The organism is Lentzea sp. NPDC051838, assembly GCF_040681245.1.
Taxonomy (GTDB): domain Bacteria; phylum Actinomycetota; class Actinomycetes; order Mycobacteriales; family Pseudonocardiaceae; genus Lentzea.
On the sequence record NZ_JBFAYI010000044.1, the window covers coordinates 11,765 to 34,235 of the forward strand.

General features: G+C 68.6%; 27 protein-coding genes. 11 read left to right on the top strand and 16 right to left on the bottom strand.

What is annotated here, in order from left to right:
* Positions 1 to 4: 4 nt before the first annotated feature.
* Together AB0M24_RS44245 and AB0M24_RS44250 are read right to left on the bottom strand one after the other, a co-directional pair.
* A complete protein-coding gene (locus AB0M24_RS44245) occupies positions 5 to 1,846 on the bottom strand; it encodes an ABC transporter ATP-binding protein (RefSeq protein WP_363780560.1) in 1,842 nt (613 codons plus the stop codon).
* A complete protein-coding gene (locus AB0M24_RS44250; RefSeq protein ID WP_363780562.1) occupies positions 1,843 to 3,585 on the bottom strand; it encodes an ABC transporter ATP-binding protein in 1,743 nt (580 codons plus the stop codon). Before AB0M24_RS44250 ends, AB0M24_RS44245 begins: the two co-directional genes overlap by 4 nt.
* 157 nt (positions 3,586 to 3,742) lie before the next feature.
* Between AB0M24_RS44250 and AB0M24_RS44255 the strand changes: the two genes are divergently transcribed.
* Positions 3,743 to 3,967 (top strand): hypothetical protein, encoded by a 225-nt coding sequence (locus AB0M24_RS44255; protein WP_363780564.1) that lies wholly within the window; start codon positions 3,743 to 3,745, stop codon positions 3,965 to 3,967.
* On the opposite strand, the gene AB0M24_RS44260 is transcribed toward AB0M24_RS44255, so the two are convergent.
* The 9 genes from AB0M24_RS44260 to AB0M24_RS44300 form a co-directional block, all read right to left on the bottom strand.
* A complete protein-coding gene (locus AB0M24_RS44260; protein WP_363780566.1) occupies positions 3,954 to 4,376 on the bottom strand; it encodes a hypothetical protein in 423 nt (140 codons plus the stop codon). The genes AB0M24_RS44255 and AB0M24_RS44260 overlap by 14 nt on opposite strands.
* Entirely contained in the window at positions 4,342 to 4,758 is a 417-nt protein-coding gene (locus AB0M24_RS44265; RefSeq protein ID WP_363780567.1) for a hypothetical protein, read from the bottom strand. The genes AB0M24_RS44260 and AB0M24_RS44265 overlap by 35 nt, the downstream gene beginning before the upstream one ends.
* An 8-nt stretch (positions 4,759 to 4,766) precedes the next feature.
* Positions 4,767 to 5,222, bottom strand: coding sequence for a hypothetical protein (locus AB0M24_RS44270; protein WP_363780569.1), 456 nt, complete (start codon positions 5,220 to 5,222; stop codon positions 4,767 to 4,769).
* A complete protein-coding gene (locus AB0M24_RS44275) occupies positions 5,219 to 5,581 on the bottom strand; it encodes a hypothetical protein (RefSeq protein ID WP_363780571.1) in 363 nt (120 codons plus the stop codon). The genes AB0M24_RS44270 and AB0M24_RS44275 overlap by 4 nt, the downstream gene beginning before the upstream one ends.
* Positions 5,575 to 5,985 (bottom strand): hypothetical protein, encoded by a 411-nt coding sequence (locus AB0M24_RS44280; RefSeq protein WP_363780573.1) that lies wholly within the window; start codon positions 5,983 to 5,985, stop codon positions 5,575 to 5,577. Before AB0M24_RS44280 ends, AB0M24_RS44275 begins: the two co-directional genes overlap by 7 nt.
* 64 nt (positions 5,986 to 6,049) lie before the next feature.
* Entirely contained in the window at positions 6,050 to 6,358 is a 309-nt protein-coding gene (locus AB0M24_RS44285; RefSeq protein WP_363780575.1) for a hypothetical protein, read from the bottom strand.
* A 40-nt stretch (positions 6,359 to 6,398) separates the two neighbouring features.
* A complete protein-coding gene (sepH, locus tag AB0M24_RS44290) occupies positions 6,399 to 7,355 on the bottom strand; it encodes a septation protein SepH (RefSeq protein ID WP_363780577.1) in 957 nt (318 codons plus the stop codon).
* 101 nt (positions 7,356 to 7,456) lie between these two features.
* Complete coding sequence (locus tag AB0M24_RS44295) at positions 7,457 to 8,611, bottom strand: ATP-binding protein (RefSeq protein ID WP_363780580.1); 1,155 nt, start codon at positions 8,609 to 8,611, stop codon at positions 7,457 to 7,459.
* Entirely contained in the window at positions 8,608 to 9,267 is a 660-nt protein-coding gene (locus tag AB0M24_RS44300) for a response regulator transcription factor (protein WP_363780582.1), read from the bottom strand. The genes AB0M24_RS44295 and AB0M24_RS44300 overlap by 4 nt, the downstream gene beginning before the upstream one ends.
* A gap of 89 nt (positions 9,268 to 9,356) precedes the next feature.
* On the opposite strand from AB0M24_RS44300, the gene AB0M24_RS44305 reads away from it, so the two are divergent.
* Genes AB0M24_RS44305 through AB0M24_RS44320 form a run of 4 tightly spaced genes read left to right on the top strand, consistent with a single transcriptional unit; the run spans position 9,357 to position 12,689 of the window.
* Entirely contained in the window at positions 9,357 to 9,851 is a 495-nt protein-coding gene (locus AB0M24_RS44305; protein WP_363780584.1) for a hypothetical protein, read from the top strand.
* 8 nt (positions 9,852 to 9,859) lie between these two features.
* Positions 9,860 to 10,900 (top strand): peptidoglycan-binding domain-containing protein, encoded by a 1,041-nt coding sequence (locus tag AB0M24_RS44310; protein WP_363780586.1) that lies wholly within the window; start codon positions 9,860 to 9,862, stop codon positions 10,898 to 10,900.
* Complete coding sequence (locus AB0M24_RS44315; RefSeq protein ID WP_363780588.1) at positions 10,897 to 11,547, top strand: ABC transporter ATP-binding protein; 651 nt, start codon at positions 10,897 to 10,899, stop codon at positions 11,545 to 11,547. Before AB0M24_RS44310 ends, AB0M24_RS44315 begins: the two co-directional genes overlap by 4 nt.
* A 29-nt stretch (positions 11,548 to 11,576) precedes the next feature.
* Positions 11,577 to 12,689, top strand: a complete 1,113-nt coding sequence (locus tag AB0M24_RS44320; RefSeq protein ID WP_363780648.1) for an ABC transporter permease — start codon at positions 11,577 to 11,579, stop codon at positions 12,687 to 12,689.
* Positions 12,690 to 12,741: 52 nt separating this feature from the next.
* On the opposite strand, the gene serC is transcribed toward AB0M24_RS44320, so the two are convergent.
* The 5 genes from serC to AB0M24_RS44345 form a co-directional block, all read right to left on the bottom strand.
* A complete protein-coding gene (gene serC, locus AB0M24_RS44325) occupies positions 12,742 to 13,869 on the bottom strand; it encodes a phosphoserine transaminase (protein ID WP_363780590.1) in 1,128 nt (375 codons plus the stop codon).
* A 123-nt stretch (positions 13,870 to 13,992) separates the two neighbouring features.
* Positions 13,993 to 14,595 (bottom strand): response regulator transcription factor, encoded by a 603-nt coding sequence (locus AB0M24_RS44330; RefSeq protein ID WP_363780592.1) that lies wholly within the window; start codon positions 14,593 to 14,595, stop codon positions 13,993 to 13,995.
* A complete protein-coding gene (locus tag AB0M24_RS44335; RefSeq protein WP_363780594.1) occupies positions 14,592 to 15,647 on the bottom strand; it encodes a sensor histidine kinase in 1,056 nt (351 codons plus the stop codon). The genes AB0M24_RS44330 and AB0M24_RS44335 overlap by 4 nt, the downstream gene beginning before the upstream one ends.
* Positions 15,626 to 16,438 carry an ABC transporter permease gene (locus tag AB0M24_RS44340; protein WP_363780596.1) on the bottom strand — a complete coding sequence of 271 codons (813 nt, stop codon included), beginning with the start codon at positions 16,436 to 16,438 and terminating at the stop codon, positions 15,626 to 15,628. Before AB0M24_RS44340 ends, AB0M24_RS44335 begins: the two co-directional genes overlap by 22 nt.
* Complete coding sequence (locus tag AB0M24_RS44345; protein ID WP_363780598.1) at positions 16,435 to 17,259, bottom strand: ABC transporter ATP-binding protein; 825 nt, start codon at positions 17,257 to 17,259, stop codon at positions 16,435 to 16,437. The genes AB0M24_RS44340 and AB0M24_RS44345 overlap by 4 nt, the downstream gene beginning before the upstream one ends.
* A gap of 144 nt (positions 17,260 to 17,403) precedes the next feature.
* Between AB0M24_RS44345 and AB0M24_RS44350 the strand changes: the two genes are divergently transcribed.
* The 6 genes from AB0M24_RS44350 to pdxH all read left to right on the top strand — a co-directional run bounded on the left by AB0M24_RS44350 (position 17,404) and on the right by pdxH (position 22,425).
* Complete coding sequence (locus AB0M24_RS44350; RefSeq protein WP_363780600.1) at positions 17,404 to 18,003, top strand: urease subunit gamma; 600 nt, start codon at positions 17,404 to 17,406, stop codon at positions 18,001 to 18,003.
* A complete protein-coding gene (locus AB0M24_RS44355; protein ID WP_363780602.1) occupies positions 18,000 to 19,682 on the top strand; it encodes an urease subunit alpha in 1,683 nt (560 codons plus the stop codon). Before AB0M24_RS44350 ends, AB0M24_RS44355 begins: the two co-directional genes overlap by 4 nt.
* A complete protein-coding gene (locus AB0M24_RS44360; protein WP_363780650.1) occupies positions 19,679 to 20,290 on the top strand; it encodes an urease accessory UreF family protein in 612 nt (203 codons plus the stop codon). The genes AB0M24_RS44355 and AB0M24_RS44360 overlap by 4 nt, the downstream gene beginning before the upstream one ends.
* Positions 20,253 to 20,915, top strand: a complete 663-nt coding sequence (ureG, locus tag AB0M24_RS44365; protein ID WP_363780604.1) for an urease accessory protein UreG — start codon at positions 20,253 to 20,255, stop codon at positions 20,913 to 20,915. Before AB0M24_RS44360 ends, ureG begins: the two co-directional genes overlap by 38 nt.
* Positions 20,912 to 21,613, top strand: a complete 702-nt coding sequence (locus tag AB0M24_RS44370; protein ID WP_363780606.1) for an urease accessory protein UreD — start codon at positions 20,912 to 20,914, stop codon at positions 21,611 to 21,613. The genes ureG and AB0M24_RS44370 overlap by 4 nt, the downstream gene beginning before the upstream one ends.
* A 155-nt stretch (positions 21,614 to 21,768) precedes the next feature.
* Positions 21,769 to 22,425 carry a pyridoxamine 5'-phosphate oxidase gene (gene pdxH / locus AB0M24_RS44375; protein WP_363780608.1) on the top strand — a complete coding sequence of 219 codons (657 nt, stop codon included), beginning with the start codon at positions 21,769 to 21,771 and terminating at the stop codon, positions 22,423 to 22,425.
* Positions 22,426 to 22,471 lie beyond the last annotated feature (46 nt).

A 22,471-nucleotide genomic window follows, 5' to 3' on the forward strand; every position in this document is an offset into this window, starting at 1 on the left:
CGGCCTAGGCGAGCGAGTCGCGCCAGGCCGTGTGCAGGGCCGCGAAACGACCCCGCTCACCGATCAGCTCCTCTGGGGAGCCGTCTTCCACCACAATGCCACCATCCAGGACCAGAACGCGGTCCGCGATCAGGACCGTGGACAGGCGGTGGGCGATGATGAACGCCGTCCGGTCGGCCAGGACCGTCTCCAGCGCGGCCTGCACGGCGCGTTCGGTGGGCACGTCCAAGGACGATGTTGCCTCATCCAGGACCAGAACGGCCGGGTTCGCGAGGAATGCGCGCGCGAACGCGACCATCTGACGCTGACCCGACGACAGCCGGCCGCCCCGCTTGCGGACGTCCGTGTCGTAGCCGTCGGGGAGAGCCGCGATGAACTCGTGCGCTCCCACCTCGGCGGCCGCGGCCTCGATCTCCGCGCGGGACGCCGATGGCTTGCCCAGCGCGATGTTGTCCGCCACCGAGCCGGAGAACAGGAAGTTCTCCTGCGTCACCATCACCACGGCCCGGCGCAGGTCGGTGTCGGCCACAGAGCGCAGATCCACCCCGTCCAGCAGCACCGAACCCGCGGTCGGGTCGTAGAAGCGCGATACCAGCTTGGCCAGCGTGGTCTTGCCCGCGCCGGTGGCACCGACCAGTGCCACGGTCTGGCCCGCCGGGACCTCCAGCGAGAAGCGCGGGAGCACCTGGCGGGTCGTGCCGGGGTACTGGAACTCCACCCCGGAGAACCGGATGGCGCCCCTCGCGTGCGGCAGAGCCACCGGCGACGTCGGTTCCGGCACCGACGGCTCCTCCTCCAGCAGACCGGAGATCTTCTCCAGCGCGGCGGTGGCGGAGGAGTAGGAGTTCGCGAACATCGCCAGCTCGTCGAACGGGTCGTAGAAGCGGCGCAGGTAGACCGTGAACGCCGTCAGCACGCCCAGTTCCAGCGAGCCGCCCGCCACCCGGTACGCGCCCCAGGCCAGCACGACGGCCAGCGACACGTTGCCGATCAGGCGGATCGTCGCGACGAACGTGGCCATCACGCCCAGCGCGTCCACGTTCGCGTCGCGGAACTGGCCGTTGAAGCCCGTCATGATCGTCTCGTTGCGGGGCTGGCGCCGGAACGCCTGCACCGCGCGGATGCCGTTCATGGACTCGACGAACTGGATGATGATCTTCGCGATCGCGCCGCGCGTGCCGCGGTAGGCCTCCATCGAGCGGCGGCGGAACCAGCGCCAGATGAAGAACAGCGGCACGAAGCCCGCGACGACGACGGACGCCAGCGGCATGTCCAGCCACAGCAGGATGATCGCGATGCCCGCCACCGACAGCAGGGCGTTGAACAGGCTGTCGAGGCCCTCCTCCACGAGATCCTGCAACGCGTCGACGTCGCTGGTCGTGCGTGAGATGACCTTGCCGGACGTGTAGGACTCGTGGAAGCCGACGGACAGCCGCTGCGAGTGGCGGAAGATCCGTTCGCGCAGGTCCAGGAGCATGTCCTGGCCCACGCGGCCGGACACGCGCAGGAACGCCCAGCGCAGGAACGTCGTCAGGCCCGCGCAGATCGCGTAGCCCGCCACGCACCACAGCAGCACCGAGACGTCCCCGCGCATCGCGGCCGGGATGCCGCTGTCGATCGCGGCGGCGATCAGCAGCGGCAGCGCGAGGTTCGCGAGGTTGCCACCGATCACCGACGCGACCGCGAGCGACGCACGGCCGATGTGCGGGCGCACCAACGAACCCAGCAGCTTGCGCGACCGGGCCTGCAGGCGCAGACCCGTCGAGTGCGAGATCTCGACGATCTCCTCGGCGGCGACGCCGCGCCACTCCTCTTCCTGCTGAACAGGTGTCACTGTCCCACTCACGACGCCACCTCCTCTTCCACTACCTCGTCAGCGTCCAAACTGGACAGCAGTCGCCGGTATTCTTCGTTGGTCTCCAACAACTTCCGGTGCGAACCGATCGCGGTGATCTTGCCGTCGGCCAGCATCGCCACGCGGTCCGCGAGCTGCACCGTCGACGACCGGTGCGCCACCACCAGTGCCGTCACACCGCGCAGAACCCTGCGCAGCGCGGCCTCCACCTCGGCTTCGGTGTGGACGTCCAACGCCGACAGCGGGTCGTCCAGCACCAGCACCGCGGGCCTGCCGACGACCGCGCGGGCGAGCGCCAGCCGTTGCCGCTGACCACCGGACAGCGACAGACCCTGCTCGCCGATCCGGGTCTGCAGACCCCACGGCAGCGCGTCCACGAACTCCTCGGCCTTGGCCACCCGCAACGCCTCGCGCACGGACGCCTCGGACACGTCCGGCACGCCCAGGCCCACGTTCTCGGTGACCGACGCGGAGAACAGCACGGGTTCCTCGAACGCCGTGCCGACCACGGTCCGCAGGTCCTCCAGCGACAGGTCCCGCACGTCGACGCCGTCGATCGTGATCCGGCCACCCGTCACGTCGGCCAGCCGCGGCACCAGCGCGGTCAGCGTCGTCTTGCCCGATCCGGTCGCGCCGACCAGCGCCACCGTCTCACCGGGACGCAGGTCGAGATCGACTCCCGTCAGCACCTCGCGGCCGTCCTCGAACGCGAACCGCACGCCCTCGAAACGAACGTGCCCGCGCAGCGGCGTCGGCAGCGGCACGGGCGAGGCGGGGCTGGTGATCGTCACGGGGGAGTCGATGACCTCCCAGTAGCGCTCCAGCGCGGCGGCGGTCATGTTCGTCTCCGCCAGCAACCAGCCGATGGAGTCGATCGGCCACCGCAGGTACGCGCTCACCGCGACGGCCGCGACCAGCGTGCCGACCGTCATCGTGCCGTTGACGATGCCGAACGCGCCGACGCCGAGCATGCCCGCGATCGAGAGCTCCGGCAGCACGATCAGCACCGACCACAGCGCGGCCAGGATCGAGATCTTGTTCAGCTCGGTCTTCCGCAGGTCACGTGCCTGCGCCAGGAACCGGCTCGTCAGCACCGGCCCGCGCCCGAACGCCTTGAGAACGCGGATGCCGAGCACCGACTCCTCGACGATCGTCGTCAGGTCGCCCGACTGGTCCTGCGCCCGGCGCGCCACGACCTTGAACTTCGCCTCGAACAGGTACGAGATGACGATCAACGGCAGCGCACCGCACAGCGAGACGACCAGCAGCGTCGGCGAGAGCGACGCGATGATGCCCATCCCGACCACGACGACCAGGGTGTTCACCACCAGGAAGACCATCCCGAACGCGACGAACCGCCGCACCGTCGTCAGGTCGTTGGTGCCGCGCGACAGCAGCTGACCCGACTGCCACCTGTCGTGGAACGCCACCGGCAGCCGCTGCAGCCGCTGGTAGAGGTCGAACCGCATGCGCGCCTCGACCTGGGCCGCCGGCCGGGCGACGACCTTGCGGCGGATGTAGAAGAGCACGGCCTCGCCGATGCCGAGCACCAGGACGCCGATGATCAGCCACGGCAGCGCCGCGGTTTGTTTGTTCTGGATCGGACCGTCGACGATGCGCTGCGTGAGCAGCGGGATGCCAAGACCGCACAGCATCGCGAGCATCGTCGCCGACAGCACGACAGCCATCCGTGCGCGGTAGGGCCGCACGTACGGCCACAGCCTTCGCAAGGTCCGGATTGTCGAGTTTCGTTGATCGCTCACGCGGTGAGCCCCCTCCAGGTCGTCTCCAAAGTACGAAGTACGACCGACAGTCAGCATCCGGTTTTTCTCCCCACCGGAGCCTGCTGTCTCGACTTAGGTCGAGGTCAAGGGCACGATGACCACCATGACGCGGTTTCTGCGAACCGAGCAGACGATGGCGTTTCCACACGGACGGCTCATCGCTTCACGCGATGGAGCGAACTACGTGCTGGCCCCGGACGGCTGGGACCACCTGGCCGGACCGAGGCCTCGGCACGCGATGCTCGTCTCCCGTGAGGACGCCGAGGACTGGTGCGAACGCGAGGGCTGGGACCTGCACCTCCTCGACGAGGTGCCTACGACCTCTTGAACGTGAACAGGCCGACCAACCCGTAGGCGACGGCCGCGAGCAACGCCTCGGCGTGGTGCCGGTTCGAGAACCACCCGAGCACCGGCTCGTGCACCTTGAAGTAGAGGCCGAGCCCCAGCAGGATCGGCCCGAGCAGGATGATCGGCCACACCGGCCGCACCCCGAAGATCCACAGAATCGGCCCTGCCAGCACCAGCGACGACACCAGCGCGAGCGGCAACCCGATCAGCACGAGCAGCAGGAACGTCGACATCGACGTGCTGTCGAGCCACGTCTTCAGGAAGCCCGACTCGTACGCCCAGGTCCACCCGAGCACGAGCCCCGCCCCGACGGCCATCGACAGCACGACCCGGAACAGCAACCGGCGCCCTGTCCTACCCGTCTTGCCCGCTGTGCTCTGTTCCGTCACGCCGACCACGGTAACGACCGGTCACGGCAGCAGCCAAGGCATACCCGCCTGCCGCCGCCACGGCGACCAGGAACATCCCTGCGTCCTCGGGCAGCTGAACCTGCACGAACCTCAGCGCGAACGTGCTGATCATCAGCAACACCACCGCCCCGGCCGTCCCCACCACGGCCGTCGGCCAGGCGGGGGAGTACCGCGCGAGTCGCAGCAGCCCCCACCCGACGACACCCCAGACCACCACCAATGCCGGGATGACCAGGAAGATCAGGCTGATCACGCACGTCCACCCGCTGTCCCGGCACAGGAACTGGCTGGACGGCTCCAACGACCAGAACCACCCGGCCCCGCACAACGCCCCCACCAACGCCGCCGTCGCCGCCCTCATGCGCACGATCATGTCGGCCCGCGGGTGACCTCGCCATGAGGAGAACTACTCGGCTCGTCTTCGGCGAACGCGGGCCGCGGCACGGAGAGGGCACCGGCCGCGACGTGGACCACGACGAGCATCACGGCCAGACTCCGGCCGTCGGGTACCAGCCCGAGCAGTCCGGTCGCGACCCACAGGACCAGCCACCCACCGCACGCGAGGACGAAAGCCGTCCACGCGCGGGGACGTTTCAGCAGGCCGAGCACCCCGGACAGGACCAGTCCGGCCATGATCGCCCAGCTGAACGCGTAGATGAACAGGTCGCCGTCGAGCCACACCCCGCACCGCCAGCCGCGCGGCCGGAAGCATTCCCCCGGCAGGATCCACGACCGCCACGTCAGCTGCACCCCGGCGCCGCCGACCGCGCCCGCCGCGGCACCCAGCACGGCGCGCCCGATCGCGTCGAGAAAAGCTCGGCTCATCTCGCCAGGACCTCCCGCCACGGCCCGGTGACCAACCCGGCCACCGCGAAGGCGGCCGCGAGCACGACGGCGAGGCGGATGAACCCGATGTCGCCGCCGGTCACCACCTGCAGGACGGCCAGGACGATCCCCGGCGCGACCACCGACCACGCCCGCTGCTGACCGAGCAGCTTCAGCAGCATGACGTGCAGCAACGCCGTCCCGCCCAGCGCGCCGAAGACCACCGCCACGATCGGCCAGATCCCGTACGCGACGAACGGCCCGCGGGTCAGCACCATGGCCACCAACGGCGTCGTCGCCACGATCGCCACCGCTCCCAGGACCCCGGCGAGGACACCGGTCAACGCACGCGTCAGCACGTCCGCGCCCGTCCCACGGACAGAGCGGCCAGCAGGTAGGACACACCGGCCGTGACCACCGCGGCCGCCACGAAGAACAGCTGACGATCTCCCGGCCCCAGGTCGACGTAGCTGATCCGGAACCACATGACCACCACGACCAGCACGATCCACAACGCGCTGCCGGCCGCGGCCGTCCACCACCCGCGTTCGGCGCGGGCCAGCCGGAATCCCGCGTAGATCAGCACACCCGCGACGAGCATCCAGAACGCGATCATCGGCAGCACGAGGAACACACCGGCGTCGCCGCATCCCGCGTTGCCGGGCCAGGAACGGCAGTACTGGTTGAAACCCTCGATGGTGAGCACGAACCCACCGCCTGCGAGCGCTCCGGCGCACGCCCCCACAACACTGCGCAGAACCATGCGCCAAGAGCTACCTGATCAAGGCTTCACGCAGCCCGATCTGCACAAACCCTCCACAGCACCTTCACCGCGTGAGCACGGCGGTCAGCGAGTACAGCAGCGCGAAGACCAGGAAGGCGAGATACGGCAGGCCGAGCGCGAAGACGATCATCGCGACGACGGACATGAGGGTCGCGGGCACGGCGACCCACGCCGGCCGCGAGACGCCGGACGACCGCAGCGCGAACCACCCCAGAAACGCGGCAACCGCCGTGAAGACCGGCATGGTCTTCACGGCGGCGCCGAGGCAGCCCCAGTCTTCGAACGAGCAGACAGCGCCCGAGGCGATGAGCTCGAACACTCCCCACCAAGCCAGCCCGAGGAGTGCACCCACTCCGGCAGCCAGCGCGACACGGCGTCCCACTGGGGGTCAATCAGCGGTTCGACCGCACGCCCAGTAAAACGTCCTCCCACGAAGGGACGATGGGGTGGTTCTTCTTCCCCCGCTTCGGAGGAGGGTCCTTGCGCACCGGCTTCTCGGCGGCAGGCTCTTCCTTCTTCGCGGGCGGAGCGGCAGGTGGCGGGGCAGGTGCGGGCTCCGGCTCCGGCAGCTTCTCCTGAACCGGCTGCTGAACCCGCGGCACCGGCTTCTCCACCACGGCAGGAGCCGGAGCGGGAGCAGGCGCCTGAACCGGCACCGGTGCCGGCTCCTCCGCCACGGGAGCGGGAGGAGCAGGTGCCGGAGTCGCTTCCAGCGCCTGGCGCGCCAGCTGCGTCACCGGCCGCACCGTGCGCAGAGTCCGGTTCGGGTTCGGGTCCATGAGGTCGACCGCGGCGTCGTCCAGCGCCGTCACCGTGCCGCCCTGCGCACCGGGGTGGAAGTGCCAGTGCGCGCGGTTGTCCGAGCGCCCGGTCTTCCAGTGCAGCTGCACGATCCAGCGGCCGTCGTCACCGCGCCACGAGTCCCACTTGGTGTCGGACAGGTCGTGTCCGCGCAGGCCGAACGAGTGCGCGACGACCTCACCGAGCGTCTGCACGTCGGGACCGTCCTCGCGGACCGGGTGCGCGCGCTGGGCCAGGTCGGCCGTGCGCGAACGCTCCAGGAGCACGGGGTAGGCGAAGCGCTCGATGCGGTGCGTCGGCATGCCCGCGGCGGCCGCGACCTGCTCGATCGACTCACCGGCGCGGATGCGGGCCTGGATCTCGCGTGGCCGCATCTGGGCCTCGCCTGCCTCGATCTGCATCTGGCCGAGGCGGGCCAGGTCACCGCGCAGTGCCGCCCGAAGGCGCTCGTCGGCGGGGAGCGTGAAGCGCTCGCCGCGGTTTTCGGGGTCCTCGAGGATGACGGACTTGCCGTCCTCGTCGAGCCCGATGACTCGCAGCGCTCGCATCGTGGCCTCCCTGAATTTGCACCTCGCCAGCAGACAACGTTAGGACAACGAGCCGTCACTGCGTGGGAGACTCGCCGATATCTCTACGTGATCTTGCCAGTTCACGAGGGCTGTCGCACGCCCGTTTCCGGAAGGTTCACCTGGACCACCAGGCCCCCTCCCCCGTTCGGACGAGCCTTCGCCGACCCCTGATGAGCCCTCGCGACGGACTGCACGATCGACAGACCCAGGCCAGAACCCGCGGTCCCGGTGCGATCGCGGAGGCGCCGGAACGGTTCGAAGAGCCCTGGCACGGCCTCCGCGGGAACGGTCGGTCCGGTGTTGGAGACCACCAGTTCCCGATCAAGGCGGACCGTCACGGTTCCGCCAGGTTTGTTGTAGAGCAGGGCGTTGCGCAGCAGGTTGCCGACGAGCTGCGCCAGCAGGACCGGATCGCCCTCGACGAGGTACGGCCGCGTCGACACCTCGAACGTCACCTCCTTCGAGGCCGCCAGCGCGGCGCACGACTCGACCTCGTCGTCGACGATCTCGTCCAGCCAGACGAGCTCCCGCGTGGCCAACCCGCGATCACTGCGTGCAAGCAGCAGCAACCCGTCGATGAGCTTCTCGCTTCGCTCGTTCGTGTCGAGCAGGTGCGCTCCGAGTTTGCGCATGTCGGGAGTGGCCTCGGGGTCGGCCAGCGCCACCTCGATCAACGTCCGTTGCACCGCGAGAGGCGTGCGCAGTTCGTGCGAGGCGTTCGCGACGAACCGCTTCTGGCTGTCGAACGACGACGCGAGCCGGTCGAGCATCCCGTCGAACGTGTCCGCGAGCTCCTTCAGCTCGTCCGGCGGCCCGTCGAGCTCGATCCGCTGGTCCAGCCGCTCCGCCTCCAGCCGGTGCGCGGTCGAGGTGATCGAGTGCAACGGCGCCAGCACGCGTCCGGCCACGACCCAGCCGAGCCAGACCGCGAGTATCGCGGCGACGACCAACGCGATGATCGACTGCCAGAGGACGGTGCTCATCACATCGGTTTTGACCTGGGCAGCGCTGACCACCAGTGTGTCGGCGGGCAGCTGGGACGCCTCGATCGCGTCGACCCTCGTGTAGTCGCCGTACGGGGCCATCTCGGTCGGTATGAGGCCCCGTTGGACCGCCACCCCGTCGTTCAGCGGGGAGAAGTCGGAGAGCAGCCAGTAGTTGAGCCCGATCAGCGCGACGCCCGCGATCAGGAACACCCCTGCGTACCAGGCCGTCAGCCTGGTCCGCAGCGTCATGCGCCGAACCGGTAACCGGCACCGGGCACGGTCTCGATGACCTGCGGTGTGCCGAGCTTGCGGCGCAACGTCATCACCGCCACCCGCACGGCGTTGGTGAACGGGTCCGCGTGCTCGTCCCAGGCCTTCTCCAACAGCTCCTCCGCGCTCACGACGTTGCCCTCCGCCCGCATCAGCACCTCCAGCACGGCGAACTCCTTGGGCGAGAGCGGCAGGAACTTCCCGTCCCGCGTCGCCTGGTGCCGCGGCAGGTCCAGCGTGACGCCCGCCCGTTCGAGCACCGGTGGCAAGGCAGGACGAGCGCGGCGGCCCAGCGCCTGCACGCGCGCCACCAGCTCGGCGAACGCGAACGGCTTGGTCAGGTAGTCGTCGGCACCGAGCCCGAGCCCGGCCACCCGATCGTCCACGTCGGCCGCCGCCGTCAGCATCAGCACCCGTGCCTCGCCACCGGTCGCGTGCACCGCCTTGCACACCTCGTCACCGTGGACGAGGGGCAGGTCGCGGTCCAGCACCACGACGTCGTACGCGTGCACCCCTACCCGCTCCAACGCCGCTTCGCCGTCGTAACAGACGTCGACCGCCATCGAGTACCTGCGCAACCCCTCGGCGATCGTGTCCGCGAGCAGCTGTTCGTCCTCGACCACCAGCACACGCATGACACCTATTTTCCGCGCAACGGAGATAAGCGCCGGATAAAGCCTTTCGCTTAACGCCCTCGAATGGCCGCCTCCGTAGACCTGTCGTCGTGAAATCCACCATCGCAGTGCTGCTGGCCCTGCTTCTGGCGCTCACCGCCTGCGGGTCCAAAGAGCAGCCGAAGGACGCCAAGGCCGACGAGAAGGGCGACATGCTCAAGTACGCCCAGTGCATGCGGGACAACGGTGTCGACATGCCGGACCCGAAGGAGGGCGAAGGCGGCGGCATGGTCATCCAGGGCCTGCCCGCCGACGGCGAGGGCGGCGCTCCCGACATGGAGAAGATGAACGCCGCCAGCGCGGCCTGCAAGCAGTACCTGCCCAACGGCGGCGAGTTCAAACCGCCGTCGCCCGAGGAGCAGGACAAGATGCGTCAGCAGGCGAAGTGCATGCGGGACAAGGGTTACAACTGGCCCGACCCGAAGTTCGAGGGTGGCGGTTCGATGGAGGCCATCGAGCTGCCCAACCTGGACGACGAGAAGGCCAAGCAGGACATGAAGGACTGCGGCTTCGAGGGCGGCGGCCTGACGGTGAGCCGGGGATGAAACCGCGCGTGAACAGGAAGATCCTCATCGCCGCGCTCGTCGCCGCGGTGGTGCTCGGCACCGGCGGGGTCGTGGTGCTCACAAGAGTCGCGTCCAACCAGGCCAACGCCGCGCCGCTGCAGAACGACCCGGCGAAGACCGCCCCGGTGAAGAAGACGAGCCTGGCCGACCAGCAGTCGGTGAACGGCCAGCTCGGCTTCGGCGCGGAACGAGGCCTGGCGTCGAAAAAAAGTGGCACCATCACCGGGCTGCCGAAACCGGGCGACGTCATCGAGCAGGGCAAACCCGTGTTCTTCTCGGACGCCAAGCCTGTGCCGCTGTTCTACGGAACGATGCCGCTCTACCGCGACCTGGAAGCGGGCATGTCGAACGGCCCCGACGTCAAAGTCGTCGAGGAGAACCTCGCCGCCTTGGGGTACAAGGACTTCGGCGCCCCCGACGAGAAGTTCACCTCGTACACGGCCTCCGCGCTGAAGAAGTGGCAGAAGGCCAACGGCTTCGAGCAGAACGGGAAGCTCGGCCAGGGCGACGTCATCGTCCAGCCCGGCGCGATCCGCGTCTCGTCGATCGCCTCCCAGCTCGGCTCGCCCGCCGGCGGCGACCTGATGAAGGTCACCGGCACCGAACGCGCGGTGACCGTCGAGCTGGACCAGGCCAAGCAGCGTCTCGCGAAGCAGGGTGAGAAGGTCGAGCTGTCGATCGTCGGCGGCAAGCCCACCACCGGCACCATCACCGGCATCACCCGCACCGCGGGCGACCCTTCGCAGGGCCAGAAGCCGAAGATCGTGCTCACGATCGCGGTCGACGACCCCAAGGCCGCCGAAGGCCTGGAGAGCGCCAACGTCACCGCGCTGTTCACGGTGTCCAAGAAGCAGAACGTGCTCGCGGTCCCGGTCGGCGCGCTGCTCGCGTTGAACGAGGGCGGCTACGGCGTCGTCACCGAGGACGGCAAGACCATCCCGGTCACCGTCGGCATCTTCGCCAAGGGACAGGTCGAGGTGCAGGGCGACGGCCTGCGCGAGGGCATGAAGGTGGTGACCACCGAGTGATCACCGTCGACCACGCGAGCCGCACGTATCCCGGTGGCGTGCAGGCGTTGCGCGACGTCTCCCTGACCGTCGGGGGCGGCGAGATGCTCGCGATCGTGGGCCCGTCCGGCTCGGGGAAGTCGACGCTGCTGCACCTGATGGGCACGCTCGACAAGCCGACCACCGGCAAGGTCGAGATCGACGGCCACGACATCTCCTCGTTGTCGGACAACGCTTTGTCGGCACTGCGGGCGCGCACGATCGGGTTCGTGTTCCAGCAGTTCTTCCTCACCGACGGGCTGTCCGCGATCGAGAACGTGGCCTCCGGGCTCGTCTACGCCGGGGTGCCGCGCTCGAAGAGACGGGCGATGGCGATGTCCGCTTTGGACAGAGTCGGGCTGATCCACCGCTCGCTGCACAAGCCGCACGAGCTGTCCGGTGGTGAACGCCAGCGGGTCGCGATCGCTCGTGCCGTGGTGAACACGCCGGGGATCCTGCTGGCCGACGAGCCGACGGGAAACCTGGACACGCAGAACGGCGCGGGAGTGCTGGAGTTGTTGGAGAGCCTCAACTCCGACGGCACCACCGTTGTGCTGATCACGCACGACCGTGACATCGCGGCCTGGGCGCCGCGACGTGTGGAAGTCCGCGACGGGGTGATCGTGTGATCGACCTCCTCCGCCTCGGGTTCTTCGGCATGCGGACCCGCCCGATCCGCGCCGTCCTGTCCGCGCTGGGCATCGCGATCGGCATCGCCGCCGTCGTCGCGGTCGTCGGCATCCCCGCCTCCAGCGCCGCCGCGTTGAAGGACAAGATGTCCAAGCTGGGCACCAACCTGCTGACCGCAGGCCCCGGCCAGGACTTCTTCGGTCAGGACGCGAAACTGCCGGAGACCGCCGTGCCGATGGCGAAGCGGATCGGCGCGGTGTCGGCCGCCAGTGCCACCGGCAGCATCTCCGCGAACGCCCGCAAGAACGACCTCGTGCCGTCGAGCGACACGCTCGGGCTGCAGGTGCAGGCCGCGGAGAAGGATCTGCTGAAGGTGCTGAACGCCGAGATCCGCGCGGGCCGGTGGCTGAACCCCGGCGAGAAGTCGGTGGTGCTCGGGGGCACCGCGGCGTCGCGCCTCGGTGTCGACAAGCCCGGTGTGCAGGTGTGGATCGACGGCCAGTGGTTCACCGTGGTCGGCATCCTCGGCCCGTTGCCGCTGTCGCCGGAGATCGACAGGTCCGTGCTGGTCGGCTGGGACGCGGCGAAGGAGGCGTTCGGCTTCGACGGCCACGCCAACACCGTCTACGTGCGCACGACCGAGTCCGAGGTCGAGAACGTCCGCAAGCTGCTCGGGCCGACGTTGAACCCGCAGAAGTCCAACGAGGTCAAGGTTTCCCGGCCGTCCGAGGCACTGGAAGCCCAGCAGATCGCGGAAAGCTCCTACGACGCGCTGTTCCTGGGTTTGGGCGGAGTCGCGCTGTTGGTAGGAGGCGTCGGCGTGGCGAACACGATGGTGATCTCCGTGCTGGAACGCCGGCGGGAGATCGGTCTGCGGCGGGCGCTCGGGGCGACCCGCAGGCAGATCAGATGGCAGTTCCTCACCGAGTCGGTGTTGCTGTCCGGCCTCGGCGGGCTGGTCGGCGTGATCGTCGGAATCGCGGTCACGGCCGGATACTCGATCAGCCAGAAGTGGCCCGCGGCACTGCCCTGGCCCGCCCTGCTCGGGGGAGTGGGTGCGGCCGTGGCCATCGGCGCCATCGCCGGCGTTTACCCGGCAGTGCGGGCGGCACGTCAGTCGCCGACCGAAGCGCTTGCCTGAATGCCTTGGGGTGCACCGAGAACTCGTTCGGTGCACCCCAAGTGCGCTACCTCTACAGCTGGCCGACGACCCAGTCGATCGCCTGCGTCAGGATCATGACGTCGTTCGGCTCGATGGCCGGGAACATCGCGACCCGCAGCTGGTTCTTGCCGAGCTTGCGGTACGGCTCGACGTCCACGATGCCGTTGGCGCGCAACACCTTCGCCACGACAGCGGCATCCACGTCGTCGGAGAAGTTGATCGTGCCGACGACCTGCGAGCGGTCGGCGGCCTTCTCCACGTACGGCGTGGTGTAGGCGGTCTTCTCGGCCCACGAGTAGAGGCGGTCCGACGAGTCCTTCGTGCGTGCGACGGACCACTCGAGGCCGCCGTTGCCGTTGATCCAGTCGATCTGGTGCGCCAGCAGGAAGAGCGTGGCGACCGACGGCGTGTTGTACGTCTGGTCCTTGGTGGAGTTGTCGAGCGCGGTCGGCAGCGACAGGAACTCCGGTACCCAGCGGTCCTTGAGCTCCTCGACGCGAGCCAGCGCGGCCGGCGACATCAGCGCGAGCCACAGGCCACCGTCGCTCGCGAACGACTTCTGCGGCGCGAAGTAGTAGACGTCGAAGTCCTCGGCCTTGACCGGCAGACCACCGGCACCGGACGTGGCGTCGATCGCGATCAGCGCGTCGCCCGCGCCCTCGATGCGGGTGACGGGCATCGCCACACCGGTCGAGGTCTCGTTCTGCGCCCAGCCCACCAGGTCGGCGCCCTCGGCGTAGAAGAGCTCGGGTGCGGTGCCCGGCTCGGCCTTGGTGACCAGCGAGTCCTTCAGGAACGGGGCGGTCTGCGTGACCTTCGCGAACTTGGAGGAGAACTCACCGTTGGTGAAGTGCTGCGCGGTCTCGCGGACCAGGCCGAAGGAGGCCGCGTCCCAGAACGCCGTGGTGCCGCCGTTGCCCAGCACGACCTCGTAGCCGTCCGGGAGCTGGAACAGCTCGCGCAGTCCGGAGCGGACGCGGCCGACGAGGTTCTTGACGGGCTTCTGCCGGTGCGAGGTGCCGAGCAGGGCCGCACCCTCGGACGCGAGGGCCGCGACGGCCTCGGGGCGCACCTTGGACGGTCCGCAGCCGAAGCGGCCGTCGGACGGCTTGAGGTCGGCTGGCAGCACCAACGTGGTCGGATCGGCGGTCTGGGTCATGTGGTCACGCCTCCGGGGCGATCGGACTTGAAGTGGACCTGACCGGCGCCGTTGCCGGAGTTCACAGTGTTGCAGGCGGGTAGCCGGGAGGTGTCAGGCGGGTGTCCTCGGTCACGTCACAGCTCACTGCAACATGCCCCGATCCAGCGCCGTCGTGACCGCCGCGGTGCGGTCCGACACCCCCAGCTTGTTGAACACCCGCAGGAGGTGAGTCTTCACGGTCGCCTCCGAAATGAACAGCGTCCGTCCGATCTCGACGTTCGACATACCCTTCGCGACCAGGCGCAACACCTCGGCCTCGCGCGCGGACAGCGGTGGCGTGCGCACCTGCCCGACGACCTTGGCGACCATCGACGGCGCCAGCACGGTCTCGCCGCGCGACGCCGCCCGGATCGCCGCGATGAGGTCCTCGGTGGTCGAGTCCTTGAGGAGGTACCCGGACGCACCCGCCTCGACAGCGCGAAGAATGTCCGAATCGGTCTCGTACGTCGTGAGCACGAGCACGCGCGGCCCGGTGCCGACGATCTTCGCGGTCGCCGCGACACCGTCCATTTCGGGCATCCGGAGATCCATCAGCACGACATCGGGCTTCAACAGGGCGGCTTGAGCGATCGCCTCCGCGCCCGACCCGGCGTCGCCGACGACCTCCAGATCGTCGGCCACGAGCATCCCGCGCAGCCCTTGACGCACCACCGGGTGGTCGTCCACCAGCAGAATCCTGATCACAGCGGCACCTCCACCAGCACGGACGCCCCCTCGTCGCTGGACAGCGAGAGCGTCCCACCCACCTGTTCCAACCGGGCCCGCATGCCCCTCAGGCCGAAGCCTTCCAAAGCGTCACCGAACCCGCGGCCGTCGTCACGCACCTCCAGCGAGACGCCGTCCTCGTCGAACCTCATCACAACGTCGACCCGCGAGGCGCCGGAATGCCGCGCCACGTTGTTCAACGCCTCCTGCACGGTTCGCAGCAGCACCACGTCGACAGAGGTCTGCAGCGCCACCGGATCCCCGATCACGCGGAACGACGACGGCAGCGCGACCCCGGAAACCAGGCGCCGCAACGCGTCCTCCAACGACGAACCGTCCAAAGGCGACGGTGCGGTGGACGCCACCAGTGCCCGTGCCTCGCGGAGGTTCTCCCGCGCGGTCTGCAACGCCAGCTCCACGTTCGGCTGCGCGCCCTGCAGCAGCGTGATGATCGACGTGAAGCCCTGCGCCAGCGTGTCGTGGATGTCCGCCGACCACCGCGCTCGCTCGGCCTCGATGGTCAGCGCCTCGATCCGTTCCAGCAGCTCGCCGCGCTGCGCGTTCTGGGCGGCGATCCGGTGGATGGCCCACCCGAAGGCCTGGGAGAAACCGATGATCAGCACCGCGGCGGGCCACGGCAGTGCCGGTGTCGCGCCCGCGGCCCAGGTGAGGATCTGCGGTGTCAGCACGAACAACACCATCGGGAAGAACGCCCACCCGATCGGCAGCACCATGTAGATCTGCGGGACCAGGCCGAACAGGGCGAACGTCGCGCTGCCGCTGAACCAGACCGCCGGGGCGAAGGTGGCGAGCGAGCCGGCCGCGTAGACGAACCCCTGCCAGTCGTCCTCGCCGCGGGCCACCAGCCGCCTGCCGTAGAGCACGAACCACACCGCGTTCAGGGACAACAACCCCACCGCCGTCAGACGGTCGGCGAGGGGGTTGTTGTCGATCACGACCAGCACGAGCGCGGTGGCCTGGGTGAGTGCGAAGAGCACGTACCAGGTGATCAGCTGGTTGTGTTGCTCCACTTGAACGTCCTGCTGACGAGCACCAGTCCGGCGATCGTCCACGCCCCGAGCACCAGCGCGATCTTCCCCAGCTCCCATGATCCCGCCGCCTCCATGACCGCGTAGCCGTCGTCCAGTGCGAACACCGAGCGGAAACCCTGACACACCCACTTGAGCGGGAAGAGCGAGCCCGTGACCCGCAGGGACTCCGGCAGCGCCGCCGTGCTGATGAAAACACCCGACAGGAACTGCAGCACGATGTACGGCAGGTTCAGCACGCCCGCCGCGTTGCGGGTGGACTTGGCGATCGAGCTGAGCGCGACACCGATCAGCGAGCACGAGATCACGCCGAGCACGAACACCCAGGCGAACGTGAACCACTTCTCCGCCGTGGACGGCAGTTCGACGTCGAACCGCACCATCGCGACGATCATCAGCAGCACGGCCTCGACCAGGCTCGACACGAAGACCAGGATGATCTTGCCGATGAAGTAGGACGTGAACGGCATCGGCGTGCCGCGCAACCGCTTCAGCGTGCCGTCCTCGCGGTCGGCCACGACGCTCATGCCGAGTCCGACGAACGACGTCGAGATGATGCCGGCGCCGATCATGCTGGCCGCGAACATCTGGCCCGCCGCGACCTCCTTCACGTAGACGGTGCCGAGCAGCAGCATCAGGATCGCCGGCAGCGACACCGTGAAGATGAGGTTTTCCTTCTGCCGGAAGAACTCCCGCAGCTCGGTCGCACCCCTCGAGAGACCGAGCGACAGGGTTCCGGGCAGTGCCGGCAAGGACTGCGTTGCGGTGGTCACGCGATCAGCTCCAGGTAGACGTCTTCCAGCGACGGGCGGGTGATGGTGAGCTCGGACAGCTCGCCGTGCTTGTAGAGCTCGGCGACGACCTTCGTGGGCTCGGAGGTCTTGATCTCGCGGTACCCCTGGTCGGACATCCAGCGCACGGTCGCGTCGGCGTGCGCGCGGCCGTTCAACGTCTGCGGCGTGCCCTCCGCGACGATTCGGCCACCGGCGAGCACGGCCACGCGGTCGGCGAGCGCCTCGGCCTCGTCGAGGTAGTGCGTGGTCAGCAGGATCGTGGTGCCTTCGGCGGCCAGCCGCTTGATCAGGCTCCAGAACTGGCGGCGCGCCTCGGGGTCGAAACCGGTGGTCGGCTCGTCGAGGAACACGAGCTCAGGCCGTCCGATGATGCCGAGCGCCACGTCGAGCCGGCGCCGTTGACCGCCGGAGAGCGTGCCGGCGCGGGACTTCGCCTTCTCGGTGAGCCCGACGAGGTCGATGACCTCCTCCGGGTCCCGCGGGTCGGCGTAGTACTTGGCGTAGTGGTGCACGGCCTCGCGCACCGTGAGCGTCGCGGCGTCCGTCGCGCTCTGCAGGACGATGCCGAGCTTCGAGCGCCACACCCGCTCCGCCTTGGCCGGGTCGCTGCCCAGCACGCTGACCTCGCCGGCATCCCGGCCGCGGTGCCCCTCCAGGATCTCCACGGTCGTCGTCTTGCCCGCGCCGTTCGGTCCGAGAACCGCGAAGACCTCGCCTCGTGCGACGTCGAGGTCCACCCCTGCCACCGCCTGGTGGCCCTTGTAGGCCTTCCGCAGGCCCCTCACTCGAATCGCGTTCATGGGGAAAATCCTGCGTTCTCACGGGGGTTCTCCGGGACGACCGCACCGCTGACTCCGGTTGTCAACCGACCGGTGGACACGCGCCCGTGTTTCTTCCGTGTTTCCACTCCGCGATAGCGAGCTTTCGCGTGTTAGAACAACCGGGTGCATCTGACGCCGCATGAACGCGACAAGCTCCTCGTGCACGTTGCCGCCGACGTGGCCCGCCGCCGGTTGGAACGCGGGGTGTTGCTCAACTACCCCGAGGCCGTCGCGCTGATCACCGACCACGTGCTGGAGGGCGCGCGGGATGGTCGCACGGTCAGCGAGCTGATGGAGAGCGGCCGCACGGTGCTCGCGCCGGAGCAGGTCATGCGCGGGGTGCCGGAGATGATCGACTCGGTCCAGGTCGAGGGGACGTTCCCGGACGGCACGAAGCTCGTCACGGTGCACCACCCGATCGCGCCGTCCGCCGGACCGGCGCCGGGTGAGGTGGTCGTCGGCTCCGAGCCCGTCGAGCTGAACCCCGGACGGCCGCGGATCTCCATGGTCGTGGTGAACGTCGCCGACCGGCCCGTTCAGGTCGGATCGCACTTCCACTTCGCGTCGGTGAACACCGGGCTGTCCTTCGATCGCTCGGCGGCCTTCGGCTACCGGCTCGACATCCCCGCCGGCACCGCCGTGCGGTTCGAGCCGGGGGTGGAGCGCGAGGTCACGCTGGTTCCGTTGGCAGGCTTGAGGATTGTCCGGGGGTTGCAGCGATGATCGACCGCGAGCGCTATGCCGAACTGCTCGGGCCGACGGTCGGTGACCGGATCCGGCTCGCCGACACCGACCTGTTCATCGAGGTCACCGAGGACCTTTCGCGCGGTGCGGGATCGGGTGACGAGGTCATCTTCGGTGGCGGCAAGGTCATCCGCGAGTCGATGGGGCAGGGGATCGCGACCCGTGCCGAGGGCGCTCCCGACCTGGTCATCACGGGTGCGGTGATCCTCGACCACTGGGGCGTGGTCAAGGCCGACGTCGGCGTGCGGGACGGGCGGATCGTCGCGATAGGCAAGGCGGGCAACCCGGACACGATGGACGGCGTGCACCCGGCGCTGGTGATCGGGCCGTCGACGGAGATCCTGTCCGGCAACGGGAAGATCCTGACCGCGGGCGGTATCGACTGCCACGTGCACTTCATCTGCCCGCAGATCGTGGACGAGGCACTGGCTTCGGGCCTCACGACGTTGGTCGGTGGCGGCACCGGTCCGGCGGAGGGCACCAAGGCCACGACCGTCACGCCCGGCGCTTGGTACCTCGACCGGATGCTGACGTCGATGGACCACATGCCGATCAACGTTCTGTTGCTGGGCAAGGGGAACACTGTCTCCGAGGAGGGCCTGCGCGAGCAGCTCGTCGGTGGCGCCGGTGGGTTCAAGCTGCACGAGGACTGGGGCACGACTCCGGCCGCGATCGACGCGTGTCTGCGGGTGGCTGACTCATCGGGCGTTCAGGTCGCGATCCACACGGACACGTTGAACGAGGCCGGGTTCCTGGAGTCCACTGTGGACGCCATCGCCGGTCGGTCGATCAACGCCTACCACTCGGAAGGCGCCGGCGGCGGGCACGCGCCGGACATCATCCGGGTCGTGTCGCTGCCGAACGTGCTGCCGTCGTCGACGAACCCGACGCGCCCGCACACGGTCAACACTTTGGAAGAACACCTCGACATGCTGATGGTGTGCCACCACCTCAACCCGTCCGTGCCCGAGGACCTGGCGTTCGCCGAGTCGCGGATCCGGCCGACCACGATCGCCGCTGAAGACCTGCTGCACGACGTGGGCGCGATCTCGATGATCTCGTCGGACTCGCAGGCGATGGGGCGGGTCGGCGAGGTGATCATCCGGACCTGGCAGACGGCGCACGTGATGCAGTCGCGCCGGTCGCTGGACTCGAACCTGCGGGCTCGGCGGTACGTCGCCAAGTACACGATCAACCCCGCTGTGGCGCACGGGATTGCTGACGAGGTCGGGTCGGTCGAGGTCGGGAAGCTCGCGGACCTCGTGTTGTGGGAGCCCAAGTTCTTCGGGGTGCGGCCTTCTGTGGTGCTGAAGGGCGGCTTCATCGCCTGGGGTGCGATGGGGGACGCCAACGCCTCGATTCCGACGCCGCAACCGGTGTGGGCGCGGCCGATGTTCGGTGCGACCGCCGGTGCGGCTTCCTCCGTGTTCTTCGTTGCGCCTGAGGCGATCGAGGCGGGGATCGATTCGCGTTATGCGCGGCGGGTTCTGCCCGTGTCGTCGACGCGTTCTGTCTCGAAGGCGGACATGGTGCTGAACGACGCCATGCCGGACGTGCGGGTGGATCCGGACAGCTTCGCCGTGCACGTCGACGGGGATCTGGTGGAGCCTTCGCCGGTGTCCGAACTGCCGATGGCGCAAAGGTATTTCCTGTTCTGATGCTGACCGCGCTGATCCTCGCCGACTCCCGGTTCCCGGGAGGCGGACACGTGCACTCCGGTGGCCTGGAGGAGGCTGCCGCGCGCGGGCTGGTCGTGGACGAGCCGTCGCTGAGGTCGTTCCTGCACGGGCGTTTGCTGACGGCCGGGCTGCTGGCGGCGGGGTTCGCGGCCGCGGCGGCTCGTGGCGAGGACCTCGACCTGTTGGATGCGGAGTTGGACGCGCGCACGCCGTCGCCGGCTCAGCGCGAGGCTTCACGGGCGCAGGGGCGGGGCATGTTGCGGGCGGCTCGGCGGGCTTGGCCTTCGGCGCGGCTTGACGCTCTGTCTCGTGACCCTCACCAGCCGTTGGTGATCGGTGTGCTGGTCTGTGATCCGGATGAGGCTGCTTTGACCTGCGCGTACCTGGCGGTGAGCGGGCCTGCGTCCGCTGCGGTCAGGTTGCTGGGACTCGACCCGTTCGGGGTCAACGCGATCGTGGCGGCGCTTCCTGTGGAGGACGTCGCTCAGCGGGCGTGCAAGGAACTGCCCGCGATCGGTTCACCTGCCTTGGATCTCCTTGCTGAGGCACATGTTCGACGTGAAGGGGTGCGTCTCTTTGGGAGCTAACCACGGGCCCGACCCGCACGACCACCACCACGGATCCGCACCGCGGATCGGCATCGGCGGCCCGGTCGGCAGCGGCAAAACCGCGCTGACCGCGGCGTTGTGCCGGGCGTTGGGGGAGCAGCTGTCGTTGGCGGTCGTCACCAACGACATCTACACGACCGAGGACGCCGATTTCTTGCGGCGAGCCGGCGTGCTGGACCCGTCGCGGATCGAGGCGGTGCAGACGGGATGCTGCCCGCACACCGCGATCCGCGACGACATCACCGCGAACCTGGACGCGGTCGAGCGGCTGGAGCACAAGTTCTCGTCGCTGGACCTGGTGATCATCGAGAGCGGCGGCGACAACCTGACGGCGGTGTTCTCGCGCGGGCTGGTCGACAAGCAGATCTTCGTCGTCGACGTGGCCGGCGGCGACAAGGTGCCGCGCAAGGGCGGCCCTGGCGTCACGACCGCGGACCTGTTGGTCATCAACAAGATCGACCTCGCGCCGTACGTGGGCGCGGACATGGACGTGATGATCTCGGACGCGCACCGGATGCGCGGCTCGCTGCCGGTCATCGCGCAGTCGCTGGTGGACACGCCCGAGGCGCCCGAGGTCGCCAAGTGGGTGCTTGAGCAGCTGTGAAGTCGTCTGCTCGGTTGGTGGTGGCGTTGGACTCGCACGGCAACAGCGTCGTGCGAGTCCTGCGCTCGCAGTCGCCTCTGACGCTGGTGCCGGCCCGTCGGGTAGGTCGGGTCGCGTTGGTGCACCTGGTCTCGTCCGTGACCTCGCCGCTCGGTGGAGACTCGCTCGAGCTGACGGTCGAAGTCGGCTCCGGAGCGTCACTTGATCTACGTGGCGTGGCGGCGACTTTGATGCTGCCGGGGCCGACCGGTTTGCCGTCTTTTTCGTCCGTGCGGTTTTCGGTCGAGGGCGCTGTGCGTTACCTGCCAGAGCCGACCGTCGTGACGTCGCGTGCCTGTCACACCGCCGTGGTGGAAGCCGAATTGGACGGTCACGCAGAGTTGTCATTGCGCGAGGTTCTCGTGCTGGGACGCGCGGGCGAGACGGCTGGGTCGCTGTCGACTTCCGTGCGCGCAACCCGTTGTGGCAAGCCGTTGTTGCACCAACAGCTCGTCGTCGGGGACGCGTTGGTCGACGGGTCGGCTGCCGGCTTGGCGGGCCGTAGGGTCGTCGGGACTTCGTTGATGTTGGACGGGGTCGAGCGCGCCGCGGACGGCGGGGAGTGGTGGAACGTGGTGCCGTTGGCAGCAGGCGGAACCCTTGCCACCGCACTGGGTGATGACGTGGTCACAGTCACACGTGTGCTCGACGCCATCTGACTCGATCACGAACTCGATCCAGATCTGTTCTTTGTACGGACAGTCACCGTTCAGGTGGTGGTCATCACCACGCAGGCGGTTTCGCCATTCGTTCGCCGTGCGTATGGTCGCGGGTCCAGGGACCACGAGTTCTGCCGCTGCTTGGAGGTTCGCCGATGACGGAGACCACGAACATCGCGCTACCGGCGATGCGCGTGTCATACGAGCAGGGCTCGCTGAGCGAGTCGGAGCTTGCCGCCACCTGGCATGAACAGCTCCAGCTGTGGTTGGACGCCGCTACGAACGCTGGTCTGGCCGAGCCGAACGCGATGGTTTTGGCGACGACCGACACCAAGGGCCGGCCCTCGTCGCGGACTGTGTTGCTGAAGGGGCTCGACGCCCGTGGGGTCGTGTTCTTCACGAACTACACGTCGAACAAGTCTCACGATCTGATGGCCACGCGGTATGCGTCCGCCACGTTCCCCTGGTTCGCGATGCAGCGTCAGGTGCACGTGCGCGGGACCGTGGAGAAGGTCGGGCCCGTCGAGACTGCTGAGTACTGGAACTCCCGGCCTCGTGGGTCGCAGATCGGGGCTTGGGCTTCGCCGCAGTCGCGCGTGGTGTCCGGGCGGTCCACTTTGGATTCTGCGCTGCACAAGATCGAGCGGCAGTTCGCTGAGACCGAGAAGATTCCTGTTCCGCCGCACTGGGGTGGGTGGAGGATTCGGCCTGAGGAGGTCGAGTTCTGGCAGGGGCGGCGGGATCGGATGCATGACCGGTTGAGGTACCGGTTGGGGCGGGATTCTTGGGGTGTGGAGCGAGTAGCTCCGTAGGGCCTTCGGCCTGGTTTCGACTTTTGCGATGGGGCGCTTCCTGTGG